The sequence below is a fragment of the Devosia sp. MC532 genome (genome assembly GCF_016461625.1).
Classification (GTDB): Bacteria; Pseudomonadota; Alphaproteobacteria; order Rhizobiales; family Devosiaceae; genus Devosia.
On the sequence record NZ_JAEMNZ010000007.1, the window covers coordinates 57,504 to 81,188 of the forward strand.

The 23,685-nt window shown below is 58.1% G+C and carries 24 protein-coding genes, 1 pseudogene and 1 riboswitch; of the genes and pseudogenes, 16 read left to right on the forward strand and 9 right to left on the reverse strand.

What is annotated here, in order from left to right; translation table 11 throughout:
* Positions 1 to 16 precede the first annotated feature (16 nt).
* Complete coding sequence (locus JHC09_RS10425; protein ID WP_349236538.1) at positions 17 to 988, reverse strand: DMT family transporter; 972 nt, start codon at positions 986 to 988, stop codon at positions 17 to 19.
* Between the two features lie 140 nt (positions 989 to 1,128).
* On the opposite strand from JHC09_RS10425, the gene JHC09_RS10430 reads away from it, so the two are divergent.
* Both JHC09_RS10430 and JHC09_RS10435 read left to right on the forward strand, forming a co-directional pair.
* Positions 1,129 to 2,418, forward strand: coding sequence for an adenylosuccinate synthase (locus JHC09_RS10430; RefSeq protein ID WP_169195339.1), 1,290 nt, complete (start codon positions 1,129 to 1,131; stop codon positions 2,416 to 2,418).
* A 180-nt stretch (positions 2,419 to 2,598) separates the two neighbouring features.
* Entirely contained in the window at positions 2,599 to 4,404 is a 1,806-nt protein-coding gene (locus tag JHC09_RS10435) for a hypothetical protein (RefSeq protein ID WP_199531896.1), read from the forward strand.
* A 10-nt stretch (positions 4,405 to 4,414) separates the two neighbouring features.
* Here JHC09_RS10435 and JHC09_RS10440 read toward each other — a convergent pair whose 3' ends face one another.
* The 3 genes from JHC09_RS10440 to thiB form a co-directional block, all read right to left on the reverse strand.
* Positions 4,415 to 5,053 carry an ATP-binding cassette domain-containing protein gene (locus JHC09_RS10440; protein ID WP_169195337.1) on the reverse strand — a complete coding sequence of 213 codons (639 nt, stop codon included), beginning with the start codon at positions 5,051 to 5,053 and terminating at the stop codon, positions 4,415 to 4,417.
* Complete coding sequence (locus tag JHC09_RS10445) at positions 5,037 to 6,629, reverse strand: hypothetical protein (RefSeq protein ID WP_199531897.1); 1,593 nt, start codon at positions 6,627 to 6,629, stop codon at positions 5,037 to 5,039. Before JHC09_RS10445 ends, JHC09_RS10440 begins: the two co-directional genes overlap by 17 nt.
* 62 nt (positions 6,630 to 6,691) lie before the next feature.
* A complete protein-coding gene (gene thiB / locus JHC09_RS10450; RefSeq protein ID WP_199531898.1) occupies positions 6,692 to 7,696 on the reverse strand; it encodes a thiamine ABC transporter substrate binding subunit in 1,005 nt (334 codons plus the stop codon).
* A 69-nt stretch (positions 7,697 to 7,765) separates the two neighbouring features.
* Positions 7,766 to 7,866: riboswitch (TPP riboswitch) on the reverse strand.
* A gap of 42 nt (positions 7,867 to 7,908) precedes the next feature.
* On the opposite strand from thiB, the gene JHC09_RS10455 reads away from it, so the two are divergent.
* Complete coding sequence (locus JHC09_RS10455) at positions 7,909 to 8,589, forward strand: thiamine diphosphokinase (RefSeq protein ID WP_199531899.1); 681 nt, start codon at positions 7,909 to 7,911, stop codon at positions 8,587 to 8,589.
* A 74-nt stretch (positions 8,590 to 8,663) separates the two neighbouring features.
* Here the strand turns inward: JHC09_RS10455 and JHC09_RS10460 are convergent, their stop codons facing one another.
* On the reverse strand, positions 8,664 to 10,478 hold the full coding sequence (locus JHC09_RS10460) for an ABC transporter transmembrane domain-containing protein (RefSeq protein ID WP_199531900.1): 1,815 nt from the start codon (positions 10,476 to 10,478) through the stop codon (positions 8,664 to 8,666).
* Positions 10,479 to 10,695: 217 nt separating this feature from the next.
* On the opposite strand from JHC09_RS10460, the gene rpmE reads away from it, so the two are divergent.
* Positions 10,696 to 10,917: a 50S ribosomal protein L31 gene (rpmE, locus tag JHC09_RS10465; RefSeq protein ID WP_169195332.1), complete on the forward strand. Its 222-nt coding sequence runs from the start codon at positions 10,696 to 10,698 to the stop codon at positions 10,915 to 10,917.
* 66 nt (positions 10,918 to 10,983) lie between these two features.
* Positions 10,984 to 11,307 carry a hypothetical protein gene (locus JHC09_RS10470; RefSeq protein ID WP_199531972.1) on the forward strand — a complete coding sequence of 108 codons (324 nt, stop codon included), beginning with the start codon at positions 10,984 to 10,986 and terminating at the stop codon, positions 11,305 to 11,307.
* Positions 11,308 to 11,310: 3 nt separating this feature from the next.
* Here JHC09_RS10470 and JHC09_RS10475 read toward each other — a convergent pair whose 3' ends face one another.
* Both JHC09_RS10475 and JHC09_RS10480 read right to left on the reverse strand, forming a co-directional pair.
* Positions 11,311 to 11,826: a DUF1465 family protein gene (locus JHC09_RS10475; protein ID WP_349236539.1), complete on the reverse strand. Its 516-nt coding sequence runs from the start codon at positions 11,824 to 11,826 to the stop codon at positions 11,311 to 11,313.
* Between the two features lie 328 nt (positions 11,827 to 12,154).
* Positions 12,155 to 12,340 carry a DUF1192 domain-containing protein gene (locus JHC09_RS10480; protein ID WP_199531901.1) on the reverse strand — a complete coding sequence of 62 codons (186 nt, stop codon included), beginning with the start codon at positions 12,338 to 12,340 and terminating at the stop codon, positions 12,155 to 12,157.
* A 295-nt stretch (positions 12,341 to 12,635) separates the two neighbouring features.
* Between JHC09_RS10480 and JHC09_RS10485 the strand changes: the two genes are divergently transcribed.
* The 7 genes and pseudogenes from JHC09_RS10485 to JHC09_RS10515 all read left to right on the forward strand — a co-directional run bounded on the left by JHC09_RS10485 (position 12,636) and on the right by JHC09_RS10515 (position 19,598).
* Entirely contained in the window at positions 12,636 to 13,385 is a 750-nt protein-coding gene (locus JHC09_RS10485) for a cell cycle transcriptional regulator TrcR (RefSeq protein WP_169195329.1), read from the forward strand.
* Positions 13,386 to 13,459: 74 nt separating this feature from the next.
* Positions 13,460 to 14,221, forward strand: coding sequence for a sulfite exporter TauE/SafE family protein (locus tag JHC09_RS10490; protein ID WP_199531902.1), 762 nt, complete (start codon positions 13,460 to 13,462; stop codon positions 14,219 to 14,221).
* A 101-nt stretch (positions 14,222 to 14,322) separates the two neighbouring features.
* Entirely contained in the window at positions 14,323 to 16,125 is a 1,803-nt protein-coding gene (locus JHC09_RS10495) for a M3 family oligoendopeptidase (protein ID WP_199531903.1), read from the forward strand.
* Between the two features lie 46 nt (positions 16,126 to 16,171).
* On the forward strand, positions 16,172 to 16,330 hold the full coding sequence (locus JHC09_RS10500) for an aa3-type cytochrome c oxidase subunit IV (protein WP_169195326.1): 159 nt from the start codon (positions 16,172 to 16,174) through the stop codon (positions 16,328 to 16,330).
* A gap of 66 nt (positions 16,331 to 16,396) precedes the next feature.
* Positions 16,397 to 17,656, forward strand: a pseudogene (locus JHC09_RS10505) (Re/Si-specific NAD(P)(+) transhydrogenase subunit alpha); the annotation flags it as partial.
* A 221-nt stretch (positions 17,657 to 17,877) separates the two neighbouring features.
* Positions 17,878 to 18,186, forward strand: a complete 309-nt coding sequence (locus tag JHC09_RS10510) for a proton-translocating transhydrogenase family protein (protein ID WP_169195324.1) — start codon at positions 17,878 to 17,880, stop codon at positions 18,184 to 18,186.
* 8 nt (positions 18,187 to 18,194) lie between these two features.
* Entirely contained in the window at positions 18,195 to 19,598 is a 1,404-nt protein-coding gene (locus JHC09_RS10515; protein ID WP_199531974.1) for an NAD(P)(+) transhydrogenase (Re/Si-specific) subunit beta, read from the forward strand.
* A gap of 39 nt (positions 19,599 to 19,637) precedes the next feature.
* Here JHC09_RS10515 and JHC09_RS10520 read toward each other — a convergent pair whose 3' ends face one another.
* Positions 19,638 to 19,856: a SlyX family protein gene (locus JHC09_RS10520; RefSeq protein WP_248305978.1), complete on the reverse strand. Its 219-nt coding sequence runs from the start codon at positions 19,854 to 19,856 to the stop codon at positions 19,638 to 19,640.
* Between the two features lie 134 nt (positions 19,857 to 19,990).
* Between JHC09_RS10520 and JHC09_RS10525 the strand changes: the two genes are divergently transcribed.
* The 4 genes from JHC09_RS10525 to JHC09_RS10540 all read left to right on the forward strand — a co-directional run bounded on the left by JHC09_RS10525 (position 19,991) and on the right by JHC09_RS10540 (position 23,305).
* Positions 19,991 to 20,533: a hypothetical protein gene (locus tag JHC09_RS10525; protein WP_199531905.1), complete on the forward strand. Its 543-nt coding sequence runs from the start codon at positions 19,991 to 19,993 to the stop codon at positions 20,531 to 20,533.
* A gap of 77 nt (positions 20,534 to 20,610) precedes the next feature.
* Positions 20,611 to 21,249, forward strand: a complete 639-nt coding sequence (locus tag JHC09_RS10530) for a DsbA family oxidoreductase (RefSeq protein WP_169195322.1) — start codon at positions 20,611 to 20,613, stop codon at positions 21,247 to 21,249.
* Positions 21,250 to 21,290: 41 nt separating this feature from the next.
* Positions 21,291 to 22,100 carry an alpha/beta hydrolase gene (locus JHC09_RS10535; protein ID WP_199531906.1) on the forward strand — a complete coding sequence of 270 codons (810 nt, stop codon included), beginning with the start codon at positions 21,291 to 21,293 and terminating at the stop codon, positions 22,098 to 22,100.
* On the forward strand, positions 22,097 to 23,305 hold the full coding sequence (locus JHC09_RS10540) for a multidrug effflux MFS transporter (protein WP_199531907.1): 1,209 nt from the start codon (positions 22,097 to 22,099) through the stop codon (positions 23,303 to 23,305). Before JHC09_RS10535 ends, JHC09_RS10540 begins: the two co-directional genes overlap by 4 nt.
* 65 nt (positions 23,306 to 23,370) lie before the next feature.
* Here the strand turns inward: JHC09_RS10540 and rpsU are convergent, their stop codons facing one another.
* Complete coding sequence (gene rpsU, locus JHC09_RS10545) at positions 23,371 to 23,601, reverse strand: 30S ribosomal protein S21 (RefSeq protein ID WP_169195319.1); 231 nt, start codon at positions 23,599 to 23,601, stop codon at positions 23,371 to 23,373.
* Positions 23,602 to 23,685 lie beyond the last annotated feature (84 nt).

The window sequence follows — 23,685 nt, forward strand, 5'->3', positions numbered from 1 at the left end:
GGAGCGCCGTTTTTGTTTAGGCTCTGGTTTTGCGCGCAGCGACTTCAGCCAGGATAATCCCGCCGACAATAATGAGCGCAGCAATGACATGGTAAAGCTGTAGCGCCTCACCCAAGAGGAGCAGCGAGCCCAAAGCCCCAAAAACTGGAATGAGATTGTGGCTTGGCGCCGCGCGGTTTGCCCCTACCAGTTCCACCCCACGGGCGTAGGCCACCTGCGAGAACATCGATGGGAAAATCGCCACATAAGCGATCACCAGCCACACGGCGCCAGACATGTCGGCAAGCTTGGCGACCTGCCCGAGACCGCCCCCGAAAAGCGCCAACATCACCACGCCAGTGATCGCCGCTCCCGTAAACGTCACAGCCATAAAGCTCATGATGTCCATTTTCGGCCGATATTTTAGCGCGAGGGTGTAGGCGGTGTAGGCGAGGCAAGCGAGGATCACAAAGCCGTCACCGGGGTTCACGTTCAACGTCAGCAAACGACTAATGTCGCCATGTGTGGCGGTATAGACGACGCCGAGAATGGCGAGAACCACACCCAATACCTGTAGGGGCCGGACACGCACCCGGAACACGAAGAAATTTGCCGCCAGAATGAGCATTGGCAGTGCTGCCTGCACAATCGCGGCATTCACCCCTGTCGTGGTTTGAAGACCCAAATACAGCAGCACGTTAAAGAGCGCGTAGCCCACAGCGCCAAAGGCCATGAGCACAGGCCAATACTTCCGGACAACCGACCAATCTCGTTTCAACGCCGTCCATGCAAACGGCAGAATGAACAAGGTCGCCAAAACACACCGACTCGCCAGCAGCAAAAATGGGTCTATTTCATCGGCTACCAATTTGGCTGCGACGACGTTTCCGCCCCAAAAAAGAGGAGCCAATACAAGCAGAAGATAGGGCTGATTGAGAATCTGGGACGATAAGGCGCTGTTTTGGTGTTCTTGCGGCTTTGTCATTGACGCCATGTGATGTAAGGACATTCCGACTTAGAGTTATCCGTCGGTATATGAACTGACAATATCGCGCGGATGGGTAAGTCCTGATCTGGTAGCTCGACACAGCAGCGTCGGGTTTTTGACGTGTCCGACACCCGGACGCGCATTCTAGAGGAAGACTGATTATGGCGAATGTGGTTGTCGTCGGCTCTCAGTGGGGCGACGAGGGCAAGGGCAAGATTGTGGACTGGCTAGCGGACCGCGCCGACGTTGTCGTGCGCTTCCACGGTGGTCACAACGCCGGCCACACGCTGGTCATCGACGGCGTCAGCTATAAGCTGGCTCTGCTGCCGTCTGGCCTCGTGCAGGGCAAGCTTTCGGTTATCGGCAACGGCGTCGTCGTCGACCCTCACCACTTTGTTCAGGAAATGAGCAAGCTGCGTGCCCAGGGCGTTAAAATCACCCCCGAAATCCTGCGTATCGCGGACAATGCTCCGCTGATCCTTTCGGTCCATCGTGAACTCGACGGCATCCGTGAAGACGCCAATTCCGGTCTCAAGATCGGCACGACCCGCCGTGGTATCGGCCCTGCTTATGAAGACAAGGTCGGCCGCCGCGCGATCCGCCTCATCGATCTGAGCGAGCCAGAAACTCTCATGCCAAAGATCGAGCGTCTGCTCGGTCACCACAACGTTCTGCGTCGCGGTCTCGGCCTCACCGAAATCAGCGCTGACGCAATCTACGAAGAATTGACCTCGGTCGCCGCAGAGATCCTGCCGTTCATGGATCGCGTCTGGGAAATCCTCGACACGAAGCGTCGCGCTGGCGCACGCATACTGTTCGAAGGGGCACAGGGCGCTCTGCTCGACAATGACCACGGCACCTATCCGTTCGTGACCTCGTCGAACACTGTTGCTGGTCAGGCTGCTGCCGGTTCGGGCCTTGGCCCAACCGCTATCGACTACGTGCTCGGCATTACCAAGGCCTACACCACTCGCGTGGGTGAAGGTCCATTCCCCTGCGAGCTCAACGACGACGTCGGCCATCACTTGGCCACCGTTGGTCGCGAAGTCGGCGTGAACACCGGCCGTCCACGTCGTTGCGGTTGGTTCGATGCGGTTCTCGTACGCCAGACCGTCAAGACCTCCGGCATCACCGGTATTGCCCTGACCAAGCTCGACGTTCTTGATGGCCTCAAGGAAATCAAGGTTTGCGTCGGCTACGAACTCGACGGCGAACGCATTGATTACTTGCCTGCCTCAATGGGAGCACAAGCGCGCGTTAAGCCGATCTACGAGACCCTCGAAGGTTGGACTGACACGACTGCAGGTGCTCGCAGCTGGGCAGAATTGCCAGCGCAGGCCGTCAAGTATGTTCGCTACATCGAAGAGCTCATTGGTGCACCGGTCGCTTTGTTGTCGACCAGCCCCGAACGTGCCGATACGATCCTTGTAGTAGACCCATTCCAAGACTAAGTTTTTTTGCTACAAGTCTTCGCAGCAATAGTGAGTACCAAGTAACCTATGGCGGATTACAAGGAGCTGCTCCGTCGAGCTATCTCGGCGCTTCCGGAGAACAATGGGGCTGCGCGACGCGCAGTCTATGAGAAGGCACGTTCAGCGCTCGTAGCTCAGCTACGGGCCATCGAGCCCCCATTGCCAGCAAGGGAAATCACCCAGCACCGACTGCAGTTGGAAGACTGCATTCGGCAGGTGGAACAGGAAGCGAGCGAGGCTGTCATCAGCCTTGGTCGCGATACCGTATTCTCTCGCCCGGCCCCCCCGACGCCACGTCCAACTCCTGCCCCCGCCCCCGTGGCGCCGGCTCCCGAGCCGACGCCGCCAAAAACCGAATCAACGCCTCCACCAGCGCCCGAAAAGCTGCCGGAGCCTGAGCCGCAACCCGAGCCACAATTCGTACCGCGCCAGGTTGAAGCCTCTTCTCCAGCGGTGCCGGAAGAACCTCCGTCTGCGCCTGCGCCGACTGTAGTGAGCGAACCTAATCCGCTTGCACCTGCCCCGGCACCCGTTGCCTCCATCGAAGAAATCATCGCTGAAGCGGCCAGCACCACGGGTGTTGCAGTCGTCCAAGATGCGCAGACCGATAAGGCCGACGCTCCAGTGGCGGCGCCAGCCTTCATTGCGCCGATTGAGCGTCCGCAGCCCAAGCCGTTCTTCTTTGCTCCCCGCAAATCTGCTGAGGACACCGCTCCGCCGGTTATGACCAGCACGGCGCTCGGCAATCAGCCTGAGACCGCTCCGGTCATCATCGAGCCGCCGCTCCCTGTTGAGCCTGCTCTGTCGAGCGTGAGCGAAGTCGAGCTTGAGGGCGACACTAAAGAAGCTGAAGGCGCTATCGAACGCGCCATCGAGACTTTGGATCGTGAAGCCCGTGGTGAGACCACCGAGCCGCTGCCGGATCGAGATGCGTCGCTCAAGGCCGCCATTGGCCACACAGAAGACGACCCTAATTTTGTACCAATCCGTACTGAAACGCACTCCGGCACTGGCCTGACAATTTTCCTGATTGTCTTTGCCATGTTGCTTGTTGGCGCTGGCGGGGCTGGTTTCTGGGCGTGGCGCGAAGGCTACGTCAATCTCGACCAGATGTTCGGCCGCACCGAAGTTGCTGCGGTTCAAACCCCAACGCCCGAACCAACTCCGGGGCCAAGCCTCGATACCACCGTGTCGGACCCAGTGGTCAGCGAAGACGAAGCCAATACCGGTCCTGGGAACACCGCGACAACGGCTCCCTCTGAGCCAACGAGTAGTCTCGAAGGCACCGCCGAAGATCGTCTGGCCGCCACTCCATCTGCGCCCACAGCGCTTCCTTCTCTCAACGGCGAAGGAAAAATCGAGGAGCGCCTGACCGGTCTCGACACCCAAATTTCGGGCACGAGCGACCCTTCAGCAACGGTTGATCCTTCGGTACTCGCGGGCAATCAGTCTCTCTTGCTTGAAGCTTCCGCCACTGGTCAATCCGGTGCAGTTCCCTATTCGGGATCGGTGGAATGGACCGAGAGCGTTGATGAACTTGGCATGCCTACTCTGGTCGGCACGGCCAGCATCCCGGCCCGAAACCTTGGTGTGAACCTGATCATCCGCCGCAACACAGACCCTGTGCTGCCAGCGAGTCACTTGATGGAAATCACCTTCAACGTCCCAGACACTTTTGCAGGTGGCAATATAGCGACCCTTGCAGCTGTCCTGCTCAAGGATAGTGAGCTCGTTCCGGGCACCGCTCTGGTCGGCGCTGGCGCACGCGTATTGGGGAACACATTCCTCTTTGCCCTCAGCGCCTCACCAGCTGACGTTGAGTCCAATATCGATCTCCTCCAGAACCGTCGTTGGCTCGACCTTGCCATGGTCTATGGCTCAGGGCGCAATGCCATCCTGACACTGGAAAAAGACGACGAAGCGCAAGCGGTCTTTGATCGCGTCATGGCAGAATGGGCTGAATAAAATTGGAGCGCTAAATGCGCTCCAATTTCTTTTCAACGATCTGATAGTGGCGGCTTGCGAGCGCAGCGATATCATCGCTGTGATGGCTCACCAAAACAGTGTGCCAGCCGTGTTTCTTGGTCAAGGAAGCAACAAGGTCCCGGACGGACGCGCGCGTTGTATCGTCGAGCGCCGAAAACGGCTCATCGAGCAGAAGCACCGGCCGAGCGCGCAGAAGAGTCCGCGCGAGAGCAACGCGCTGCTTTTGCCCGCCTGACAGCGTCGATGTAATTTGCTCATCCATCCCACCAAGGCCAACCTCAGCCAAAGCCTGCGCCACCAGCTGAGTGCGCTCTGCCTTGTCGCGGCCTTTAGGAATGCCCAGAACAGCATTCTCCGCCGCGCTCAGGTGGTCAAAGAGATTATCCGCCTGCAACAGCAGGGATATTGGGCGCGTCTCGGGCGGCAGATGCAAAAGCGGTTCACCATAGACCGTGAGCGAGCCGTATACCGGGGTCAGAAATCCTGACAAGAGATCAAGCAGCGTCGATTTCCCCGACCCGCTTGCCCCCGAAACGGCCGTCACCTCCCCCGCTTCGGCCTCGAGCGAGAAGCGATAGGGCTCGGTCTGACCGGGATAGCTAAAAACCAGATCAGTGGCGATGAGCATGAGCGATTCTTTCCAAGGCGCGCGGAAGCACGATAAAGGCTAGGATTGTCCCAATGAGCAAGAGCGCAGCGATAGCTGCGGCATCATTGGACCGGTAAGCCCCAAGGGCACGGAACATCATTAGGGGCAGAGTTTCAAAGTCCTGCGTGCCAAACAGGGCGATAACGCCGAGGTCGCCCAGCGAAAAGCAGAAGGCGAGCGCGAGCATTAAGCCGATATCCCGACCTAAAAGGGGGTATTCGACCGCAGCAAACTGCCTCCACCCGCCCATTCCGAGCGACCGGATCAGCTTCCCACGATTGCGGACAATGCCGTCGAGTGGCGGCCCTAGTGTCGCCATGGCAAACGGCAGCGCCAAAAGACTGTTGGCGACGACGACAACGATGGGCGCCGCAAAATTGATACCCATCCCCAGCGTCCGCACGATCAAGAAGAACCCCAGCGATAGAACCACCGCAGGCACAGCCAGATAAGCATAGGCTGGTGCGCCCAAGATTGTCCGCCAAATCGGATTGGCGACGGCTGCACGCCCCAAAGCAATGATCAGAGCGAACACCAAGGTGAGCACGGCCGAGGCCGCACCAATAATGAGGCTGGTCGCACTCGCCTGCCAAAACTTTGGCTGTTCCAAAACGCGCGGCAATCCAGTCGCCAAACCGTCCCAAAGCACCGACACCAGCGGCAATGCAAAGCCGATGGCAGCGGTCAACAGTATGGCCCACTGCACCACCCTAACGCAGATACTATCCTGCCAGCGGGGCTGCACGGATAGTCCCAGTGCTGCCGGGACTGGGGCAAATGCCGACGCGAGGAGGATGATCACCGCGCAAACACCAATCTGCGTCATCGCCAGCCATACCGCCCCAACCAGATCAAAATTCAGTCGCACCGCAGAATAGATCGCGACTTCCAACGTCTGATTGGCCGGTCCACCGCCGAGCAACAACACAATCGGAAAGCTGGTAAAGGCGAGCAAGAAAATGATCGCCCCCAAGCCCGGCAAACTCCCCTTGAGCGCTGGCCAGTCGATCAAACGAAACCGCGTCCAGGCCGAAAGACCCAAGGACTGCCCGACTTTAAGCCGTGTAGCAGGCACAGCATCGAGCCGCGCGAGCAGAATACGAGCGGCAAACGCGCCATCAAGAATGACATGGGCGAGCAAAATCCCCGAAAGCCCGTAGGCAGGACTATCAATCGTAAAACCGAAAAGGGATTGAAGCGTCTGGTTGATCCAGCCGTTCCGTCCCCAAATCGAGAGAATACCAAAGGCCACCACCATGCCGGGCGTCACAATGGCCGAGGCAAAAAGCGCCACAACGAGATTCCGCCCGACAAAGCGCAGGCGATTGAGCGACCAGGCCACAGCCACGCCGACCGTTAGCGACAGCACCGTTGTCAGACCGGCCTGCACGCTGGTCATCCGCACCAAATGCCAGATGTCGACACGGCTGGTGCCACCAGCATCATCGGCAGCAGCAGCAATGGCGAGCAGAACGGAAACGATCAGTCCCGCCACTGCCAACGCCAAGAGCGCTGCCCCCGCGATGCGATAAGGGCGAAAGGGAAGAGAATTCACCACCTAATCCTTAGCCAAAGCCCACGCAGGCGCTGCGCCCGCGCGGGTCCAAAGCACAATCGCTATTGCAATGCCCCGAGCATCTCATCGATCCACGCGGGCGAATTGGCGATCACCTCGGCTTCCGGCAGCGTCAGCGTCTTGGTTGGCTGCGGCAGGTCCTTAAAGGAGGCATCGAGCGCGTCACCCAAATCCACCACCGGGAACATCCAATTGGTCGTTGGAATGACAGCCTGCCCCTCAGGCGAGGTCAGATACGCAAGGAACGACTTTGCCAAGTCCTGATGTGGCGACGATTTCAAAACGCCCGCCACTTCGATCTGTGGGAAGTGGCCTTCGTCAAACAAAGCCGCCTTGATGGTGTGATCACCTTCGTCAAAAATATGGTAGGCGGGCGACGTGGTGTAGGAGAGCACCATGTCTGCTTCCCCATCGAGGAACAGCGCATAGGCTTCCGACCAGTCCCGCGTGATGGTCAAAATCTTGGGCTTCAGCCCCTGCCAAATCTCAGCCGCGCGATCCCCATAAGCCGCCTTGACCCAGAGCATAACGCCCATGCCCGGCGTCGACGACCGTGGATCCTGAATGACAATCTTGGTGTCATCGGGCAGTGCGATCATCTCCTCAAACGAGGCGGGAGGCGTTGTGGTTTTGTCGGTGTCGTACATAAACGCGAAGTGCGAATAGTCGAACGGCGCAAATTGCGCATCGACCCAAGGCTCTGGCGTATCGAGGCCGGACAGGTCCAGACCATGGTCGGCAAACAAGCCCGTCGCCCGCGCTTCCCCGGCAATGGCTGTATCAAGCCCGAGGATAATATCGGCTTCCGTACTCGTCCCCTCAAGCTGCGCACGACGGAGCGCGCCAATCGAGCTATCGGCCGCGACAAAATTGATGGTGCAGCCGCAGGTCTTCTCGAAACCCTCTTTAAGAGGCACACCCGGGCCCCATTCACTGGCAAAACCGTCATAGGTATAAACGGTCAAAGAGGGCTTATCTTGAGCGATCACAGTGCCGGAAACTCCGGCAAGTAGGACCGCAAGCGCAATGGAGGTGAACTTGACCATATTGGTCATCCCTTCAATCAGTTGCGGCCATGTGTGAAGGGGTGTCAATGGTGAGGATGTCCGTAGAGGCACCCTTGCCATCTCGAACTTCCTCCGCCAGCATGACCTGGTTCAGGTTCAATGGGTAACTCTCAGCTCCGGCAGCAACCGGAACACCCCAGCGAGACGTCGTGGACCATATTGAGAGTGAGCCAAGAGTGCAATCCCCCGGTTTGACTGAAACGACCACCCCGCTTGTCTTCGATCAACCCATCGCAATAGTTGGTGGCGGCACCACTGATCCTGCTCTTCTGCGCGATCTTGCCAAGCGCGGTGTGCCATTGATTGGCGCCGACGGCGGCGCGGATATCATCGGCGCGGCCGGGATCATTCCCGATGCCATTATCGGAGATCTTGATTCTGTTTCGGACCGCGCGGCTTGGGAGCAAAAGACCCGCGTGATCCACATTCCTGAGCAAATCACCACAGATTTTCAGAAGACGCTGTATTCCACGCAAGCACCCGTCACCTTGGCGCTGGGCATGACCGGCGGCCGTCTCGACCACACGCTCGCGGCCCTTAGCGCCGTGCTTCAAGTCGCGCGCAACCGCCATGTTCTCTTGGTCGACGAGGTCGACGTTGCCTTGGCCGTATCGGGCCCCTTTAGCTTTACGGCAACAAAAGCCGAGCGCGTCTCCATCCACCCCCTGCTGCCCATCACCTTTACCCATTCCGATGGGCTATTTTATCCGCTCAACGGCCTCACGCTTGAACCGACCGGGCTTCTCGGCACGTCCAATGCCGCCCTCGGCGGGCCGGTACAGATCGTTCCTGAAACGCTAACGCCGTGGCTCCTCCTCCTTCCGCGCGAGCGTCTTTGGGACTTGGTTGCCGCCTGCACAGCGGGTCACTAGGCCAAACATAACGGCGCACAAAAAAGCCGCCGAGATTGCTCTCGACGGCTCACATTTGCTTTTGGCTGGAAGTCTTACAGCCCTGCGTCATCGCTCCGGAACTGCAACGCCGCCAGATCGGCATAGCGCCCACCGGCCGCGACCAGCTCGTCATGCGTACCCGCATCGACAACCTTGCCAGCTTCCATAACCAGAATGCGATCCGCATCCCGAATAGTGGCCAAGCGGTGCGCGATCACCAAGGTTGTGCGCCCGTTCATCAGATGCTCAAGAGCCATCTGCACGAAGCGCTCGCTTTGCGCGTCCAGCGCCGAGGTCGCCTCATCGAGAAGCAGAATCGGTGCGTCCTTCAAAATAGCGCGCGCTATCGCCAACCGCTGCTTCTGCCCGCCCGAGAGCATCACCCCGCGTTCGCCGACAATTGTCTGATAGCCCAGCGGCAGGTCGGCAACGAAGTCATCAACCAGAGCGGCCTTAGCCGCTTCAACGACATCAGCATCACTCGCCCCCGGCTTGCCGAAGCGGATATTGTCCGCAATCGTGCCCGCAAAAATGGTCGGCTCCTGCTCGACATAGGCGAAACGCTGACGCAGATCGGACGTCTTCACATCACGAATATCGACGCCATCGACGCTGATCGCGCCGCCGGTCACATCATAGAACCGCTGCAGCAAAGAGAGCGTTGTCGACTTGCCCGAGCCCGAGGGACCCACCAGCGCAACAGTCTGCCCCTTACCCACCTCAAAGCTGAGATTGGAGATCACCGGCTCTTCAGAACCGTAGGTAAAGGTCACATTGTTGAAGGCCACAGTGCCCAGCGACGGCACAGGCAGGGCCTTAGGCGCGACTGGATCGATGATCTGCGGCTCAGTATCGAGAATTTCAATTATCCGCTCGGTCGACCCTGCAACGTTCTGCAGCGATCCCATCACCTCAGCGAAATTGGTCAGAGCCCCCGACGCCATCAAAGCATACACGAGGAATTGCGCCAGCTGGCCTGCTGATACCGAACCTTCAAAGACGGAACGCGCGCCCCACCACACAAGGCCAACAAGAGCCGCAGTGCCGAGGAAAATCACCATACCGACGAGGAAAGCGCGCGCCCCAAGACGGCGCACTTCAGCGTCATAAGACTCAGCATTGCGAGCGCGATAAATCTTGTCCTGAATGCCTTCCTGTGTGAAGGCCTTCACGGTGCGGTTCGAGCCCAACATTTCGGTCGCCATTGCCGAAAGCTCAGCCATCGCATCCTGCGTTGTGCGGCTCATTTTCCGCAGTCGCTTGGAGAAGGCCAGAACAGGCAGCACGATAGCGGGAATCGCTACAACGACAGCCACGGTCAGGACCGGGCTGGTCAGGATCATCATAATCAGCGCGCCGACAATCGTCACCATCGAACGCAGCGCCAGCGAGAAACTCGAGCCAATAGCGCCGCGAATAATCGACGTGTCGGTGTTGAGGCGGCTCGTGAGCTCACCCACACGATTGGTATCGAAATAGCGTGTTTCGAGCTTGAGCAGGTGGTTGAATAAATCACCGCGCAGATCGGCGACGACGCGCTCGCCTATAACGGAGATAAAATAGAAGCGCGCGCCGCTGGCAAAAGCCATAATCGCCGCAACCCCTAGGATCAGCCAGCCATAGCGCCCCACCATATCGAGGTTCTGCGCGATAAAGCCTTCGTCAATGGCGCCACCCAACAGAGCGGGAATCGCCAGAGACGTCACTGCAGACGTAAGCAGAAACAGAACCGTCAGCAGAAGACGCAGCGGATAGCGCAGCAAAAAGGGCAAAAGCCGCTTGAGGGGCTGCAGACGCTTAGGTGCCGAGGTAACCTGGTCAGTAAGCTTCTGCGGATCGGTCTCAGCCGAGACGGCCTGATCTGTCATGGAAAGAATACGCCGTCTATATTGCGGAAGTATATCGTCCATATAGGCGCTGGCCGTTTCGCTCGCAACAACCACTTCTCAGCCCAATTGCCGCGCTTTTGACGCTGAGAACCGCCCTCCATGCCCTTGCAGAAGCTAAGTTCATGTTGTAGGAAGCGGCCCAAGAACCAATTCCTGCTCTCCGGGCGCTTCTGCGCCCGTTTGATTTGAGGCCAACATGAAGACCGATATCCACCCGGATTACCACACCATCAACGTCGTCATGACCGACGGCACGACCTACCAGACCCGCTCGACTTGGGGCAAGGATGGCGACACGATGCAGCTCGACATCGACCCGCTGTCCCATCCAGCTTGGACTGGTACTCAGGGCCAGCTGATGGACCGTGGTGGTCGCGTTTCCCGCTTTAAGGAACGCTTCAAGGGCCTGGGCATCTAAGCTCATTCCTACAGGAATTTTGAAAGCCCGGCCTTGTGTCGGGCTTTTGTTTATCTGGAGCTTGAAATTATGGGCTTTGCCATATTTTTCGGCGCGGCCGTTTTTGAGATTGCTGGCTGCTATCTCGTTTGGCAGGCGCTACGCACAGGCCAGCTCTGGCTCTGGGCCCCAGCTCTTGTCGCACTCGCGCTCTTTGCTTGGATATTGACGCTCACCGGCACAGCCAGCGCCGGTCGGGCCTTTGCGATCTATGGCGGCATCTACATTCTCGCCTCCCTCATCTTCATGGGAAGCGTCGAAGGCGTTCGCCTTGATCATTGGGACATACTGGGAGCCGGTCTCGCCCTTGCAGGCGCCGCCGTCATCTATTTTGCCCCGAGAGGCGCGTGACGGTTAGCGCTTAAAGGCGGACTGCAGGCGCGTCATCTGATCGACAATCCCATTGCTGTGGATTTCGAGAGCGTCCGGCACTGCGCCCCGCTCCAGCAGGTCCAGCTGCATCACGCGATCAAACAGCCGATCACCCTTATCGATAAAGTCACGCAAGGCGGCTGGAAGGTCGTCATAGCCGGGGCCACCGCGCTCTGAAGGGGTGGCCGAAAACTTCACCTTCTCTTTTTCAGAGCGTGCGTTTTCTCGGCTAATTTCACCTTCGTTGACTGCGCGCTGGAGCAAGAGCCACGAGGCCAACTGCATCAAGCGCGTGGTCAGGCGCATCGATTCTGTGGCGTACATAAAGCTCGCTTCCCGTGACAGGATGCGGCTTTCAATGCGCCCATCTGTGTCGAGATAGGCAGCGACCTGTTCGATCAGTGTCATCCCTTCACGATAGAGCACGTCAAATCCAGCGGACGCGACGATACGCGGGCCAATGGAAACGGCAGATCGATCATTAAGGGATTCGGACACGAGGACTCCTAAGCGCTGAGCACTTATTTAATGTCTCACGCGCGCATGTGTCATCACAAGCTGAACGATATGCTTAAAATCCGGTCGATAGCGTTAGGATTTTGGACGCCCGGCAGAAAAAAAGAGCCGTATGAAAACGGCTCTCGAAGTTAACAGGGAGGCGTCAAACAGAGAGAAAATTCGCTCTGCAGAATCCAGAAGAACTCTGAATAACCAGACCTTAACGAGCAAAGATTAATTGCCACTTAACAGGTTGAAATTGCTTAACCTTGCTCGTTGGTAAAGGGTTAAACTTGGCGCCATTAGCCGCCTAAACACCTGCTAGAAATCAAAGTTTGAAGGCCGCTTCTGCAGCCGCGCGACTGTCCCCTTTGGCTAGGATTGCCGCTTTTAGCCGCCCGATCTCACCTTCGAGCAAACGAATGCGCTCCTCCAGCTCGCTCACAGAGAGGCTATCAAGCACCATTCCGAGCTCGTGTGTCTTGGCCTTTTTGGCAAATTCCTCATCCATCATGTCGACACCCTTTCGCCTTGCCTATCGAGCCTAACTCAGCCCATCACGAGAGAAAACCGTTAACCCGCTTGCTCCCGCACGCACTGCGGTCGCTAACTCTATGCACAAGCGCCACTTTCACTCCCAAACGCCCGCACAACAGCTTCGACCAGAACCAGATCATTCCCGACAGAGTAGTTAAGGATTGCGGATTAGCGTCCTGCGCATTATATTGCGCTCCAGTTCCCCCTCAGATTTGTCCGTGAGGCGGAGCGGCCCGGAGGAATACCGGCCGCGCCAACAGGAGAAGTTTATCATGTCCCAGCCCCTTTTGATGCCGAAGGCAACTGCCGTCTGGCTCGTGGACAATACTGCTCTGTCGTTCGAACAGATCGCCGCTTTCTGCACGCTGCACCCGCTTGAAGTGCAAGGCATTGCCGATGGCGACGTCGCCGGCGGCATTATGGGCGTCAACCCAGTTCAGAATGGCCAGCTCGAGCGTTCGGAAATTGAAAAGGCTGAGGCCGATTCGAACTACCGTATGAAGGTAAGCGATCCAAAGGTTCGCGTTGCTGCACCAAAGCGTAAGGGTCCACGTTACACCCCGATCTCGCGTCGTAACGAACGCCCGAACGCCATCAAGTGGCTCGTGCGTAACCACCCTGAGCTCAAGGACGCACAGATCATGCGTCTGGTTGGCACCACCAAGACCACAATTGAATCCGTTCGTGACAACAATCACTGGAACGCAGCGAACCTCACAGCGATGGACCCGGTTACTCTGGGTCTCTGCAGCCAGATCGATCTCGATATGGAAGTGAAGCGCGCCTCCAAGGATGCTCCAACCGAGCGTGAATACAGTGAAGGCACCACCCTTCTCACCGCTGAAGAAGCTCTTGCCCGTGCGCAGAGCCGCGCTCAAATCGGTACTATCGATTTGGGTCTGAGCTTTGGCGCTGAAGACATGGGCGGCGCACCCGCTCCAGTGGTCGAAGACGAAATCGACGCTGATTCTGTTTTCGCTAAGCTCAAGAGCCTCAAGTCGACAGCAGACGACGAAGAATAAGCTTTCAATCCCCGCTCCGGCGGGGATTTTTTTATCCTGCCTTTTCTCCTTCCCGCGCCCTATCGGTTCCCGAGATGATTGACCCCGTGTTCTTCGCTGTGGCGTCGCTCGCCATGCTCATCGTTGGCCTGTCAAAGGCCGGGCTTCTCGGTGGATTGGGCGTTATTGGGGTTCCCCTGCTTACCCTCTACATGCCTGCGCGAGACGCGGCGGGCATGATGTTGCCCATCCTCTTGTGCATGGATGCCGTTGCTGTCTGGATGTACCGCAAGGAGTTCAGCCGCGACCTCCTCAAGATCATGATACCCGGTGCCATGGTCGGGACCCTGCTTGGCTGGGTGCTCTGGGCCTTCGTCAGTGATGCTGTGGTCATCCTCATCGTTGGTGTCGTAACGCTGCTCTTCGTCCTCGACGCCCTTTTGCCCCTACGTAAAAAGCTTGAGGGCCTTCCGCCCTCGACCGGCTGGGGGCGTTTTTGGGGCGTGATCGCTGGCTTTACCAGCTTCATCTCCCACACGGGTGGCCCCCCTTTCCAAATCTACGCGCTGCCACAAAAGCTCACACCGGCGATTTATGCGGGTACCAGCGCGGTGTTCTTCGCCATCGTCAACACCTCCAAGCTGATCCCTTATTTCTTCCTCGGTCAGCTCAATGTGAGCAATCTGCAATTGGCGGCGCTCTTTGCCCCCATTGGCATGCTCGGCGTTCTCATCGGCGTCATTCTGGTGCGCAAGATTTCCGCAAAACTCTTCTACACCATCGCCTATTGGCTGGTGTTCCTGCTGTCCTTCAAACTCATCTGGGATGGTGTGACCGGCATTCTGGCAGGCAGTTAACCGCATCAAAGCTGCTCTTGCTTGGCCTAATCGACTTCACACTTTGCGAGCCGCTGGCTAAGGTCCGCCGCAAAGAAAACGATCAGGAGTCGAATTCGACCATGAGCGCCGCCCCACAATCGAGCCACAACCAGTTTGGTACCCTTCCCGTCTGGGATCTCAATGATCTCTACCCCGGCAAGGACAGCCCAGAGTTCAAGACAGCGCTCGATCAATTGCGCACGCTTTCTGACGCATTCGAAGCCAAATACAAAGGTAAGCTGGTTGAGCTGACCAAGGCCGGCAAGCTCATTGAGGCCATCAAAGACAGCGAGACCCTGTCGGACATCGGCGGTCGCGTTGGCTCCTTCGCGTTTCTGCAATATGCGCAGAATACCGTTGATCAGGATCGCGCCAAGTTCATGGGCGACATCAACGAAGTTCTCACTCAGCTCTCCATCAAAACCCTCTTCTTCGAGCTCGAGCTGAACCGCATCGAAGACGCTGATCTCGACGCCGCCCTCGCGCAAAGCGAAGAGCTGGCACGCTACAAGGTCTGGTTCGCCGAACTGCGCAAAGCCAAGCCACACCAGCTCGATGACAAGCTCGAAGAGCTGTTCAACGAAAAGTCCGTCACCGGCTTTTCCGCATGGAATCGTCTCTATGACGAAACCCTCTCCAGCCTCGAATTCACCGTCGCTGGCGAAACGCTCGGCCTTGAAGCAACGCTAAACCTGCTGTCCGACAAAGACCCAGCCAAGCGCGAAGCAGGCTTTAAGGCACTGGCCGAGACCTTCAAAAAGAACACCCGTCTTTTCACCCACATCACCAATGTGCTGGCGAAAGATAAAGAAATCTCCGATCGCTGGCGCGGCTATGGCGACATTGCCGACAGCCGTCACATGTCCAATTCGGTCGAGCGCGAAGTCGTCGACGCGTTGCAAACCGCTGTTCAGGCCGCCTATCCGCGCCTGTCCCACCGCTACTACAAGCTCAAGGCCAAGTGGTTCGGTCAGGAAAAGCTCAACGCCTGGGATCGTAACGCGCCTCTACCAACCAGCGATGAACGCATTTGGGACTGGGATAGCGCTGTCGACACCGTTCTAGACGCCTATGGCCGTTTCTCGCCAGAACTGGCCGAGTGGGCCAAGCCATTCTTTAATTCGGGTTGGATCGATGCCCCAGCGGGCAATGGCAAGCGTTCGGGCGCCTTTGCGCACCCAACCGTGCCAAGCGCACATCCCTATTTGATGCTCAACTTCCTCGGTCGCACGCGCGATATCATGACCTTGGCGCACGAGCTGGGTCATGGCGTTCACCAGCGCATGGCCGCCGCTCAGGGCCCGATCCTCTCGAACACCCCGCTCACGCTGGCAGAAACGGCTTCCGTCTTTGGCGAAATGCTCACCTTCCGTGCGCTTCTGGCCAAAACCACCGATCCGAAACAGCGTTTTGCGCTTTTGTCTTCCAAGGTCGAAGACATGCTCAACACCGTCGTGCGGCAAATCGCCTTCTACACTTTCGAGCGCAAGGTTCACACTGCCCGCCGTCAGGGCGAGCTGCGCACCGAAGAAATCAACGCTATGTGGCTTGAAGTCCAAGCGGAATCTCTAGGCGACGCCATCATTTCCAACGATGGCTACGAGGTGTTCTGGACCTATATCCCACATTTCATCCACTCCCCCTTCTATGTCTATGCCTATGCCTTCGGCGACTGTCTTGTGAACTCGCTTTACGCGCAGTATGAGAAGTCCAACGAAGGCTTTGCGGAGCGCTACTTTGAGCTCCTTAAGGCCGGGGGAAGTAAGCACCACTCCGAGCTGCTCGCGCCGTTTGGTCTGGATGCCAAAGATCCCCAGTTCTGGTCGCTCGGTCTGTCTATGATCGAAGGCCTGATCGACGAATTGGAGGCGACCTCGCCTTGAGGTCCTTTCATCTATAAGTTTGACGCTCCTAGTTTCAGAGGACACCATGGCCAGCAAGACCGCCGACCATCACCCAGCTCCTGCAAATGGAATGGACTACCCAGAACACAACCGCACCTACAGCGGTTTCATCACCGGCGTTAAGTGGAGCTGCTATGGCGGCGCTGCGCTGATGATCATTCTCTACTTCCTGATTATCCACTAATCAGACCAAAACTACGCAGGCGCATGAAAACGGCCTGCTTCGCGCAGGCGGGGCAGGAGGACCTTCATGAAGATTGCCGTATTGCGTGAACGTATCGGGGGGGAAAGCCGCGTTGCGGCAACCCCCGAGACCGTCAGCAAATTTATTGCCCTAGGGGCAGAAGTTGTTGTCGAACAAGGCGCGGGGGCATTATCCCGCATCAGCGATGAGCACTACGCCCAAGCCGGCGCGACCATCGCCAAAAGCACAAAGGACACCGTTAAGTCCGCCGATATTGTGCTCTGCGTCCGTCGCCCAGCGGCCGACGCTTTAGCCGGTACCAATCCCGGCGTACTGCTTATTGGTGCACTCGACCCCTACGGAAATGAAAAAGACGTTTCAGCGCTCGCCCGGTCCGGTGTGAGCGCTTTTGTTATGGAGTTCATGCCGCGCATTACCCGCGCTCAGGTCATGGATATCCTGTCCTCTCAGGCTAACCTTGCTGGCTATCAGTCCGTTATCGAAGCGGCAGCCGTGTTTGAGCGTGCCTTCCCGATGATGATGACCGCCGCAGGCACCGTCCGCCCCGCCAAGGTCTTCGTCATGGGCGCAGGCGTTGCCGGTCTTCAAGCCATCGCCACCGCGCGTCGCTTGGGTGCTGTTGTGTCGGGCACTGACGTGCGCCCCGCCGCCAAAGAACAAGTCGAATCGCTCGGCGCAAAATTCATCGCTGTTGAGAATGACGAGTTCAAACAGGCTGAAACCGCTGGCGGCTACGCCAAGCAAATGAGCGCGGACTATCAAGCTAGACAGGCCGAACTCACCGCCCAGCACATCGCCAAGCAAGACATTGTCATCACCACAGCGCTCATTCCAGGACGTCCGGCCCCACTGCTTATTACCAAAGCCATGGTCGAGAGCATGGCGCCCGGCTCGGTGATCGTTGACCTCGCCGCAGAACGCGGCGGCAACGTTGAGCTGACGCAGGCCGACAAGATTATCGAGCACAAGGGCGTCACCCTCGTTGGCTACACCAATATGCAGGGCCGCATCCCCACCACATCGAGCCAGCTCTATGCGCGCAATCTGCTCGCCTTCATTGAGACGCTCGTCGACAAAAAGGAACAGCGGATCGCCATCAATTGGGATGACGAACTGGTCAAAGCGACCCTGCTGACCCGCGACGGCGCGATTGTTCATCCCAATTTCGCTGCCCCGGCCGAACAGCCCCAGGGGTCCAAACCCAAAGCCGCAAAGGCTGACCAAGCACCAGCCAAGCCTGCTGCTAAGCCCAAGGCAGCGAAAGCACCAGCGCCCGCCAAAGCGCCCGAGCCCACCAAGCCCAAGCGCGCCGCCAAAGCGGATGTGCCAGCCATGGCCGATACGCCCAAGAAAGCAATGTCTGGTGTGGAACAATCCATCCCGGCAGGGGCAGAACCAGCGCCCTCGCCGCGGAAAACCGCTGCCACCAAAAAAGCTGAAGCTGTCATTGCAGCCGCGGCAGCAGCCGCAAAGCCAGCGCCAAAACGCACCAGAAAGACCACCACTGCGTCCAAGGGGGACAAGTAATGGACGTCTCTGCCATCGACCCGTTTACCTTCCGTCTGGCCATTTTCGTGCTGGCGATTTTTGTCGGCTACTTCGTCGTCTGGAGTGTAACGCCAGCCCTGCACACCCCGCTCATGAGCGTCACCAATGCCATCTCCTCAGTGATCGTGGTTGGCGCGCTCCTCGCCGTCGGGGTGCATTCCGTCAATGACGCCAGTTGGGCCAGCAAGGCCTTCGGTTTTATCGCGCTGATCTTTGCCAGCGTGAACATTTTCGGCGGCTTTCTGGTCACCCAGCGCATGCTGGCGATGTATAAGAAGAAGGGCTGATAGCGATGATCAACGCAAATATCGCTGCCATTCTCTACCTCGTCGCAGGCGTGCTCTTCATTCTCGCGCTGCGCGGGCTCTCTAGCCCTCGCTCGGCCCGTCAGGGCAATCTCTTCGGCATGGTAGGCATGGGCATTGCCATCGTCACCACTCTCGCCGTTGCCGCCCCCAGTGATTGGGTCAGCTGGCTCCTCATCATCGGCGGCCTCGCCATTGGTGGGGGCATAGGGGCTTACGTCGCCAAAGCGGTGAAGATGACCGACATGCCTCAGCTTGTCGCCGCCTTCCACTCGCTGGTCGGCCTTGCTGCGGTCTTTGTGGCCGCCGCCGCGCTTTACGCGCCGGAAGCCTTCAACATCGGCACAGCCGAACACATCCACATGCAGGCGCTCATCGAAATGTCGATTGGCACTGCCATTGGCGCTTTCACCTTCACCGGTTCGGTCATCGCCTTTGCCAAGCTCAACGGCAATATGAGCGGCAAGCCGATCATCCTGCCCTATCGCCACGCCATTCACATCGCCTTTGGCATCGCAATCGTCGCGCTGGTCTGGGTCTTCTCCACCAATGGCGATCCGTGGCTCTTCTGGGCCATCACCATTTTGGCGCTCATCCTCGGTGGCTTGATGATCATCCCCATCGGCGGCGCCGACATGCCGGTGGTGGTATCCATGCTCAACTCCTATTCGGGTTGGGCCGCAGCAGGCATCGGCTTTACCCTCGGCAACACCGCCCTCATCATCACGGGCGCGCTTGTCGGCTCCTCGGGCGCGATCCTCTCCTACATTATGTGCAAGGCGATGAACCGCAGCTTCATCTCCGTCATCCTAGGCGGTTTTGGTGGGGACACTGCGGCATCGGGTACGGGCGCGGAAGATGATCGTCCCGTAAAACAAGGTGCGGCCGACGATGCCGCCTTCCTCATGAAAAACGCGGGCAAAGTTATCATCGTCCCCGGCTACGGCATGGCCGTCGCGCAGGCCCAACACGCGCTGCGTGAAATGGCCGACCAACTCAAGGCTGCAGGGGTTGAGGTCAAATACGCCATTCATCCTGTGGCAGGTCGTATGCCGGGCCACATGAACGTGCTGCTCGCCGAAGCCAATGTGCCTTACGACGAAGTGTTCGAGCTTGAAGACATCAACTCAGAGTTCGCGCAATCCGACGTTGCCTTCGTCATTGGCGCCAACGACGTCACCAATCCAGCGGCCAAGACCGACAAAACATCGCCGATCTATGGCATGCCGGTTTTGAATGTTGAGGACGCAGGCACAGTGCTGTTCATCAAGCGCGGCATGGCAGCGGGCTATGCTGGCGTTCAGAACGAATTGTTCTTCCGTGACAACACCATGATGCTGTTTGGCGACGCCAAAAAAGTCACCGAGGACATCGTCAAAGCGCTCGGTCGCTAGCAAAAATCAAAGGCCCGCTTCGGCGGGCCTTTTCTTTGATCAATAATGCGGCGGCGGACGTTCAGTGGATGGGTCTGCGATAAAGCTGCCCGAACGCACTTGCTCCTCCAGCATGCCGAGTTTTTTGCGCATCAAATCGATCACGCGCCACTGCTCGGTAATTGTTGCGTTCAGCTCTTCGATCGTCTGGTCCTGATAGGCGATCCGCATTTCGAGCGCATCGATCCGCTCATTGGTATCCATGCTGTTCACCTTCATTCCTCATGTCTCCGCCCGACATAGGCTGAGCCACAGCCGTTCACAAGAGATCACGTTAAAGAGCGCAAGTTTACCTATACGGAACCTAGCCACGCCAATCGCTGTTGATACCCGAACCTTCTGGAGCGGTTGCGATGGCTATCTCCCAAGCCTTTGACAAAGTACAGAGCCTGCACCTGACCCCCGCGCAGTGGTTGCGCACCTTTGTGTCCGTCCTCTTTCCGCTCGGGGTCTTTGGCTTGGTCAATTTTTTGGCCGATCCACTGGGCATGCAGCCGCTTTTCTTTTCACCCTTCGGCATGCCGGGCTGGATCGGAGCCATTTTCCACCTCAGCCAGCTCGCCTGCCTTGGCGCAGCCTATGCGGCGATCACACGCGCTGGCAGCTCGCACTCAGCCGGGTTCTGGGTCATGCTCACCACCGCAGGCTTCATCGCCCTGCCCTTTGCCACGTCTGCGCTTGATCCGTTCCAACTCACACTGGCTGGCACAAGCCTATTCCTGCTCTCCGTCGGCACGCTTTTGCGCGTCGCTCCGCACTCCCAGGGCGCGGTCTGGTTCATGACGCCGGCCCTCGTCATGGTCGGGCTGGCGACGGTCATGGGCCTGCTGCTCGCAGCCTCATACCTTCCCCCCTTCGCGCCGATCTATGTGCAGACGCACTCTGCCGCCGTCTGACAGTTACGCAGAAGTTCCCTCTTGCAAGAGCTCCTTTGAAGGCTCATTTGAAACGCTCAAACGCAAGAGGAGCCACCATGGCTAAACAACTCAAAATAGACGTCTTCACTGATGTGGTCTGCCCATGGTGCTTGGTCGGCTCTCTGCGTCTCGACTCAGCCCTTGCAGCGCTTCCGGACGACGTTGAAGTCATCGTCGAAAATCACCCGTTTTACCTCGATCCTACCGTGCCGCCCGAAGGCGTGGACGTGGGCAAAATGCTCGCCGAAAAATACGGCAAGGATCCCAAGGAAATGTGGGAGCGGGTCGAAAGTGAAGCGAAAAAGGCCGGCGTCGATCTCGATTTGAGCAAGCAACCGCGCATGTTTAACACGGCCAAGGCGCACACCATCACGCGTCTGTCCAAGCCCAATGGCAATCAGCACGAATTGGCCAATGCCATCGCTGACGCTTATTTCCTCGAACACCGTCAGATCAATGACGACAATGTCCTAGCCGATATTGCTGTCGAATTTGGCTGGGATCGCGGCGATGTCCTCGACGCCATCAATGACGAGAACGAGCTCGCCATCACCGCTCAACTCGCCACCAGCGCAGCTGAGCAGGGCATTCGCGGCGTGCCATTCTTTGTCTTTGGTGAAAAATACGCGCTCTCCGGCGCACAACCTGCAGAAGTCTTCGCTCAGGCGCTCGAAAAAACCATTTCGGAACTCTGATCGTATTATAGACCAGAGCAGCTCAGCCTAGGACGTCTCCGATGAAGATCATTCGCGTTGCGGCAATTGCTCTGGTCTCCCTTGCGGCTTTGGCCTACCTCAGCGCCACTGCGTATATGTATTTCAACCAGCGCAATTTTCAGTACGACCCTGTCGGCACTCTGATCCCGCTTTCGGACACAGCGTTGGCCGATGCGCAAACCATTTCCATTGGCGATGCCGACACTCTCGTCAACGGCTGGTATCAGCCACCCGCAGAGGGCAAGCCCCTCATCCTGTTCTACAAGGGCAATACCGGCAGCTTCTCGGAAGAATACGAGCGCTACGAAACTTGGGTTGAGGCTGGCTACGGGTTTTTAGCCTTTGACTACCGCGGCTTCCCGGCCTCGCCAGGCGAGATCAACCAGACCAATATTTTGGCGGACTCTCTGGCCGTCTACGATTGGGCTGCCGCCAAGGGCGACCCGATCATGGTGTGGGGGCGCTCCATCGGCACAGGCCCTGCCAATTATGTTTCGAGCTTACGCCAACCCAAAGCCTTGCTCTTAGAGACGCCATTCCTTTCGGCGGTCACCGTCGCCGCTGAATGGTATCCCATCCTGCCTGTCGCCCTAGTCATGCAAGATAAGTATCCCAGCAATGAGTGGATCAGAACTGTTTCCGCTCCGGTGCTTGTGGCACATGGAACCGCAGACAAAACTATCGACGTGAGCAACGGCGAACGCCTTTATGCCCTCGCACCCAATCCGGATGAGCTCTGGATCGTCCCCGGCGCTGACCACAGCGACCTCTGGGCCGCAGGGATTTGGGGGCAAGCCGAACCGTTTTTTGAAAGAGCACTTACCAAGTGAGTGAAACCAAACTGGCGGGCATGTCTGCCCGCCGTACCGCCATTATCGGCGGTCTCATGGTGGCGACCGGCCCCTTAAGTCTAGGCCTATATCAACCGGCTCTGCCCACCATTGTCCAAGAGCTGGCCATCAGCGAAAACGCTGGCAAACTCACTCTAACCGTCTACTTCGCCTCTTTCGCCCTCGCGCAGCTCCTCTGTGGCCCCCTCTCCGACCGGTTCGGTCGCCGCAGTATCGGCATGGTGTTCTTCGGCATCTATGTGCTGGGCAGCCTTCTGTGCACCTTCGCGCCCAATATCGAGATGCTGTTCGTGGGACGGTTCGTCCAGGGGTTCGGCGTCTCAGCCGGCGTAGCGCTATCGCGTGCCATGGTGCGCGATCAATTCGTCGGTGCCGAAGCCATCCGCATTCTGACGATGGTCAATCTCATTCTCACCGTCACGCCCGCCGTCGCGCCCACTTTGGGCAGCGTCATTCTCGCTTTTGGTCCGTGGCACATTATGTTCGTGATCATGGCGGGCTTCGGCTTGGCGATATTGGCACTGCTGGGCTTTTCGAGCCGCGAGACTTTGCCCCACGAGCGTCGCATCCCGTTCAGCCCGTCGATTATTTTCAAAAACTACAAGACCCTGCTGACCTCCAAGGATTTCATGGTCCCTGCGCTGTTGCTCGGGCTCACCTTTGGCGGTTTCCACGGCTTCACAGCACTTTTGCCCTTCGTCCTCATCAACGATCTGGGTCTCACGCCCTTCCAATTCGCTATGGCCATGCTGGTGCAAACCGGGTGTTTCACCATTGGCAATCTGGTCGCCGGAGCCCTCGCCAGCCGCACCACGGCTGATCGGATAGTCACGTTCTCCCTCGTGGCATTTGGTCTGTCGGGCCTGAGCTTTATCATTCTCCCCACCCTGATCCCGACCAGCCTGCTGTCGATTATGGTTCCGGTCGGCATCTGGATGGTTGGCCTATCGCTGATCGGCCCCAGCGTCACAACCGCCGCTATGGCCGGTTTCGGCGCTATCGCGGGCGCAGCCGCCGCCATGAGCGGATTTCTCCAAATGGGCGGAGGCTTCGTCGGCTCGCTCATTGGCAGCACGCTGTTTCCCGACGCCCGTACAGCCATGATGGTCGAACTCCCCATCATCGCCGTGCTCATCATCGCGCTGGCGCTTTACGACAAAAAGCGCCTGAAGGTGGCCGCGTAAGCACAAACGAAAAGGCCGCCTCCCCTTGGAGACGGCCTTTCAAAATTCTCTTGAACGGTCAGGCTTTACCTTGGCGTTGGCGTCGGTGCAGCCACCAGACCTTCGCGCTGTAGACGCTTACGAGCCAGCTTGCGGGCGCGACGAACAGCTTCGGCCTTACGGCGAACCTTCTTTTCCGAAGGCTTCTCGAAGTAGTTGCGCAGCTTCATTTCACGGAAGACGCCTTCGCGCTGCAGCTTTTTCTTGAGCGCGCGCAGCGCCTGATCAACATTGTTATCGCGAACGACTACTTGCAAAGGTAACCAGCCCCTTCAATGCTTGGCTAATGTGTTGAACATGTGCGCGCCGCTCGAAACAACCCACCGCCCGCACGGCCTGAA

Excerpts from the sequence above, each read along its gene's own strand:
- JHC09_RS10535 (WP_199531906.1), top strand. The coding sequence starts at position 21,291 with ATGAAGATCATTCGCGTTGCGGCAATTGCTCTGGTCTCCCTTGCGGCT.
- JHC09_RS10485 (WP_169195329.1), top strand. The coding sequence starts at position 12,636 with ATGTCCCAGCCCCTTTTGATGCCGAAGGCAACTGCCGTCTGGCTCGTG.
- JHC09_RS10520 (WP_248305978.1), bottom strand. The coding sequence starts at position 19,856 with ATGAAGGTGAACAGCATGGATACCAATGAGCGGATCGATGCGCTCGAA.
- JHC09_RS10460 (WP_199531900.1), bottom strand. The coding sequence starts at position 10,478 with ATGACAGATCAGGCCGTCTCGGCTGAGACCGATCCGCAGAAGCTTACT.
- JHC09_RS10440 (WP_169195337.1), bottom strand. The coding sequence starts at position 5,053 with ATGCTCATCGCCACTGATCTGGTTTTTAGCTATCCCGGTCAGACCGAG.
- rpmE (WP_169195332.1), top strand. The coding sequence starts at position 10,696 with ATGAAGACCGATATCCACCCGGATTACCACACCATCAACGTCGTCATG.
- JHC09_RS10510 (WP_169195324.1), top strand. The coding sequence starts at position 17,878 with ATGGACGTCTCTGCCATCGACCCGTTTACCTTCCGTCTGGCCATTTTC.
- JHC09_RS10495 (WP_199531903.1), top strand. The coding sequence starts at position 14,323 with ATGAGCGCCGCCCCACAATCGAGCCACAACCAGTTTGGTACCCTTCCC.
- JHC09_RS10530 (WP_169195322.1), top strand. The coding sequence starts at position 20,611 with ATGGCTAAACAACTCAAAATAGACGTCTTCACTGATGTGGTCTGCCCA.
- JHC09_RS10425 (WP_349236538.1), bottom strand. The coding sequence starts at position 988 with ATGTCCTTACATCACATGGCGTCAATGACAAAGCCGCAAGAACACCAA.
- JHC09_RS10430 (WP_169195339.1), top strand. The coding sequence starts at position 1,129 with ATGGCGAATGTGGTTGTCGTCGGCTCTCAGTGGGGCGACGAGGGCAAG.
- JHC09_RS10490 (WP_199531902.1), top strand. The coding sequence starts at position 13,460 with ATGATTGACCCCGTGTTCTTCGCTGTGGCGTCGCTCGCCATGCTCATC.
- JHC09_RS10500 (WP_169195326.1), top strand. The coding sequence starts at position 16,172 with ATGGCCAGCAAGACCGCCGACCATCACCCAGCTCCTGCAAATGGAATG.
- JHC09_RS10480 (WP_199531901.1), bottom strand. The coding sequence starts at position 12,340 with ATGATGGATGAGGAATTTGCCAAAAAGGCCAAGACACACGAGCTCGGA.
- thiB (WP_199531898.1), bottom strand. The coding sequence starts at position 7,696 with ATGGTCAAGTTCACCTCCATTGCGCTTGCGGTCCTACTTGCCGGAGTT.
- JHC09_RS10525 (WP_199531905.1), top strand. The coding sequence starts at position 19,991 with ATGGCTATCTCCCAAGCCTTTGACAAAGTACAGAGCCTGCACCTGACC.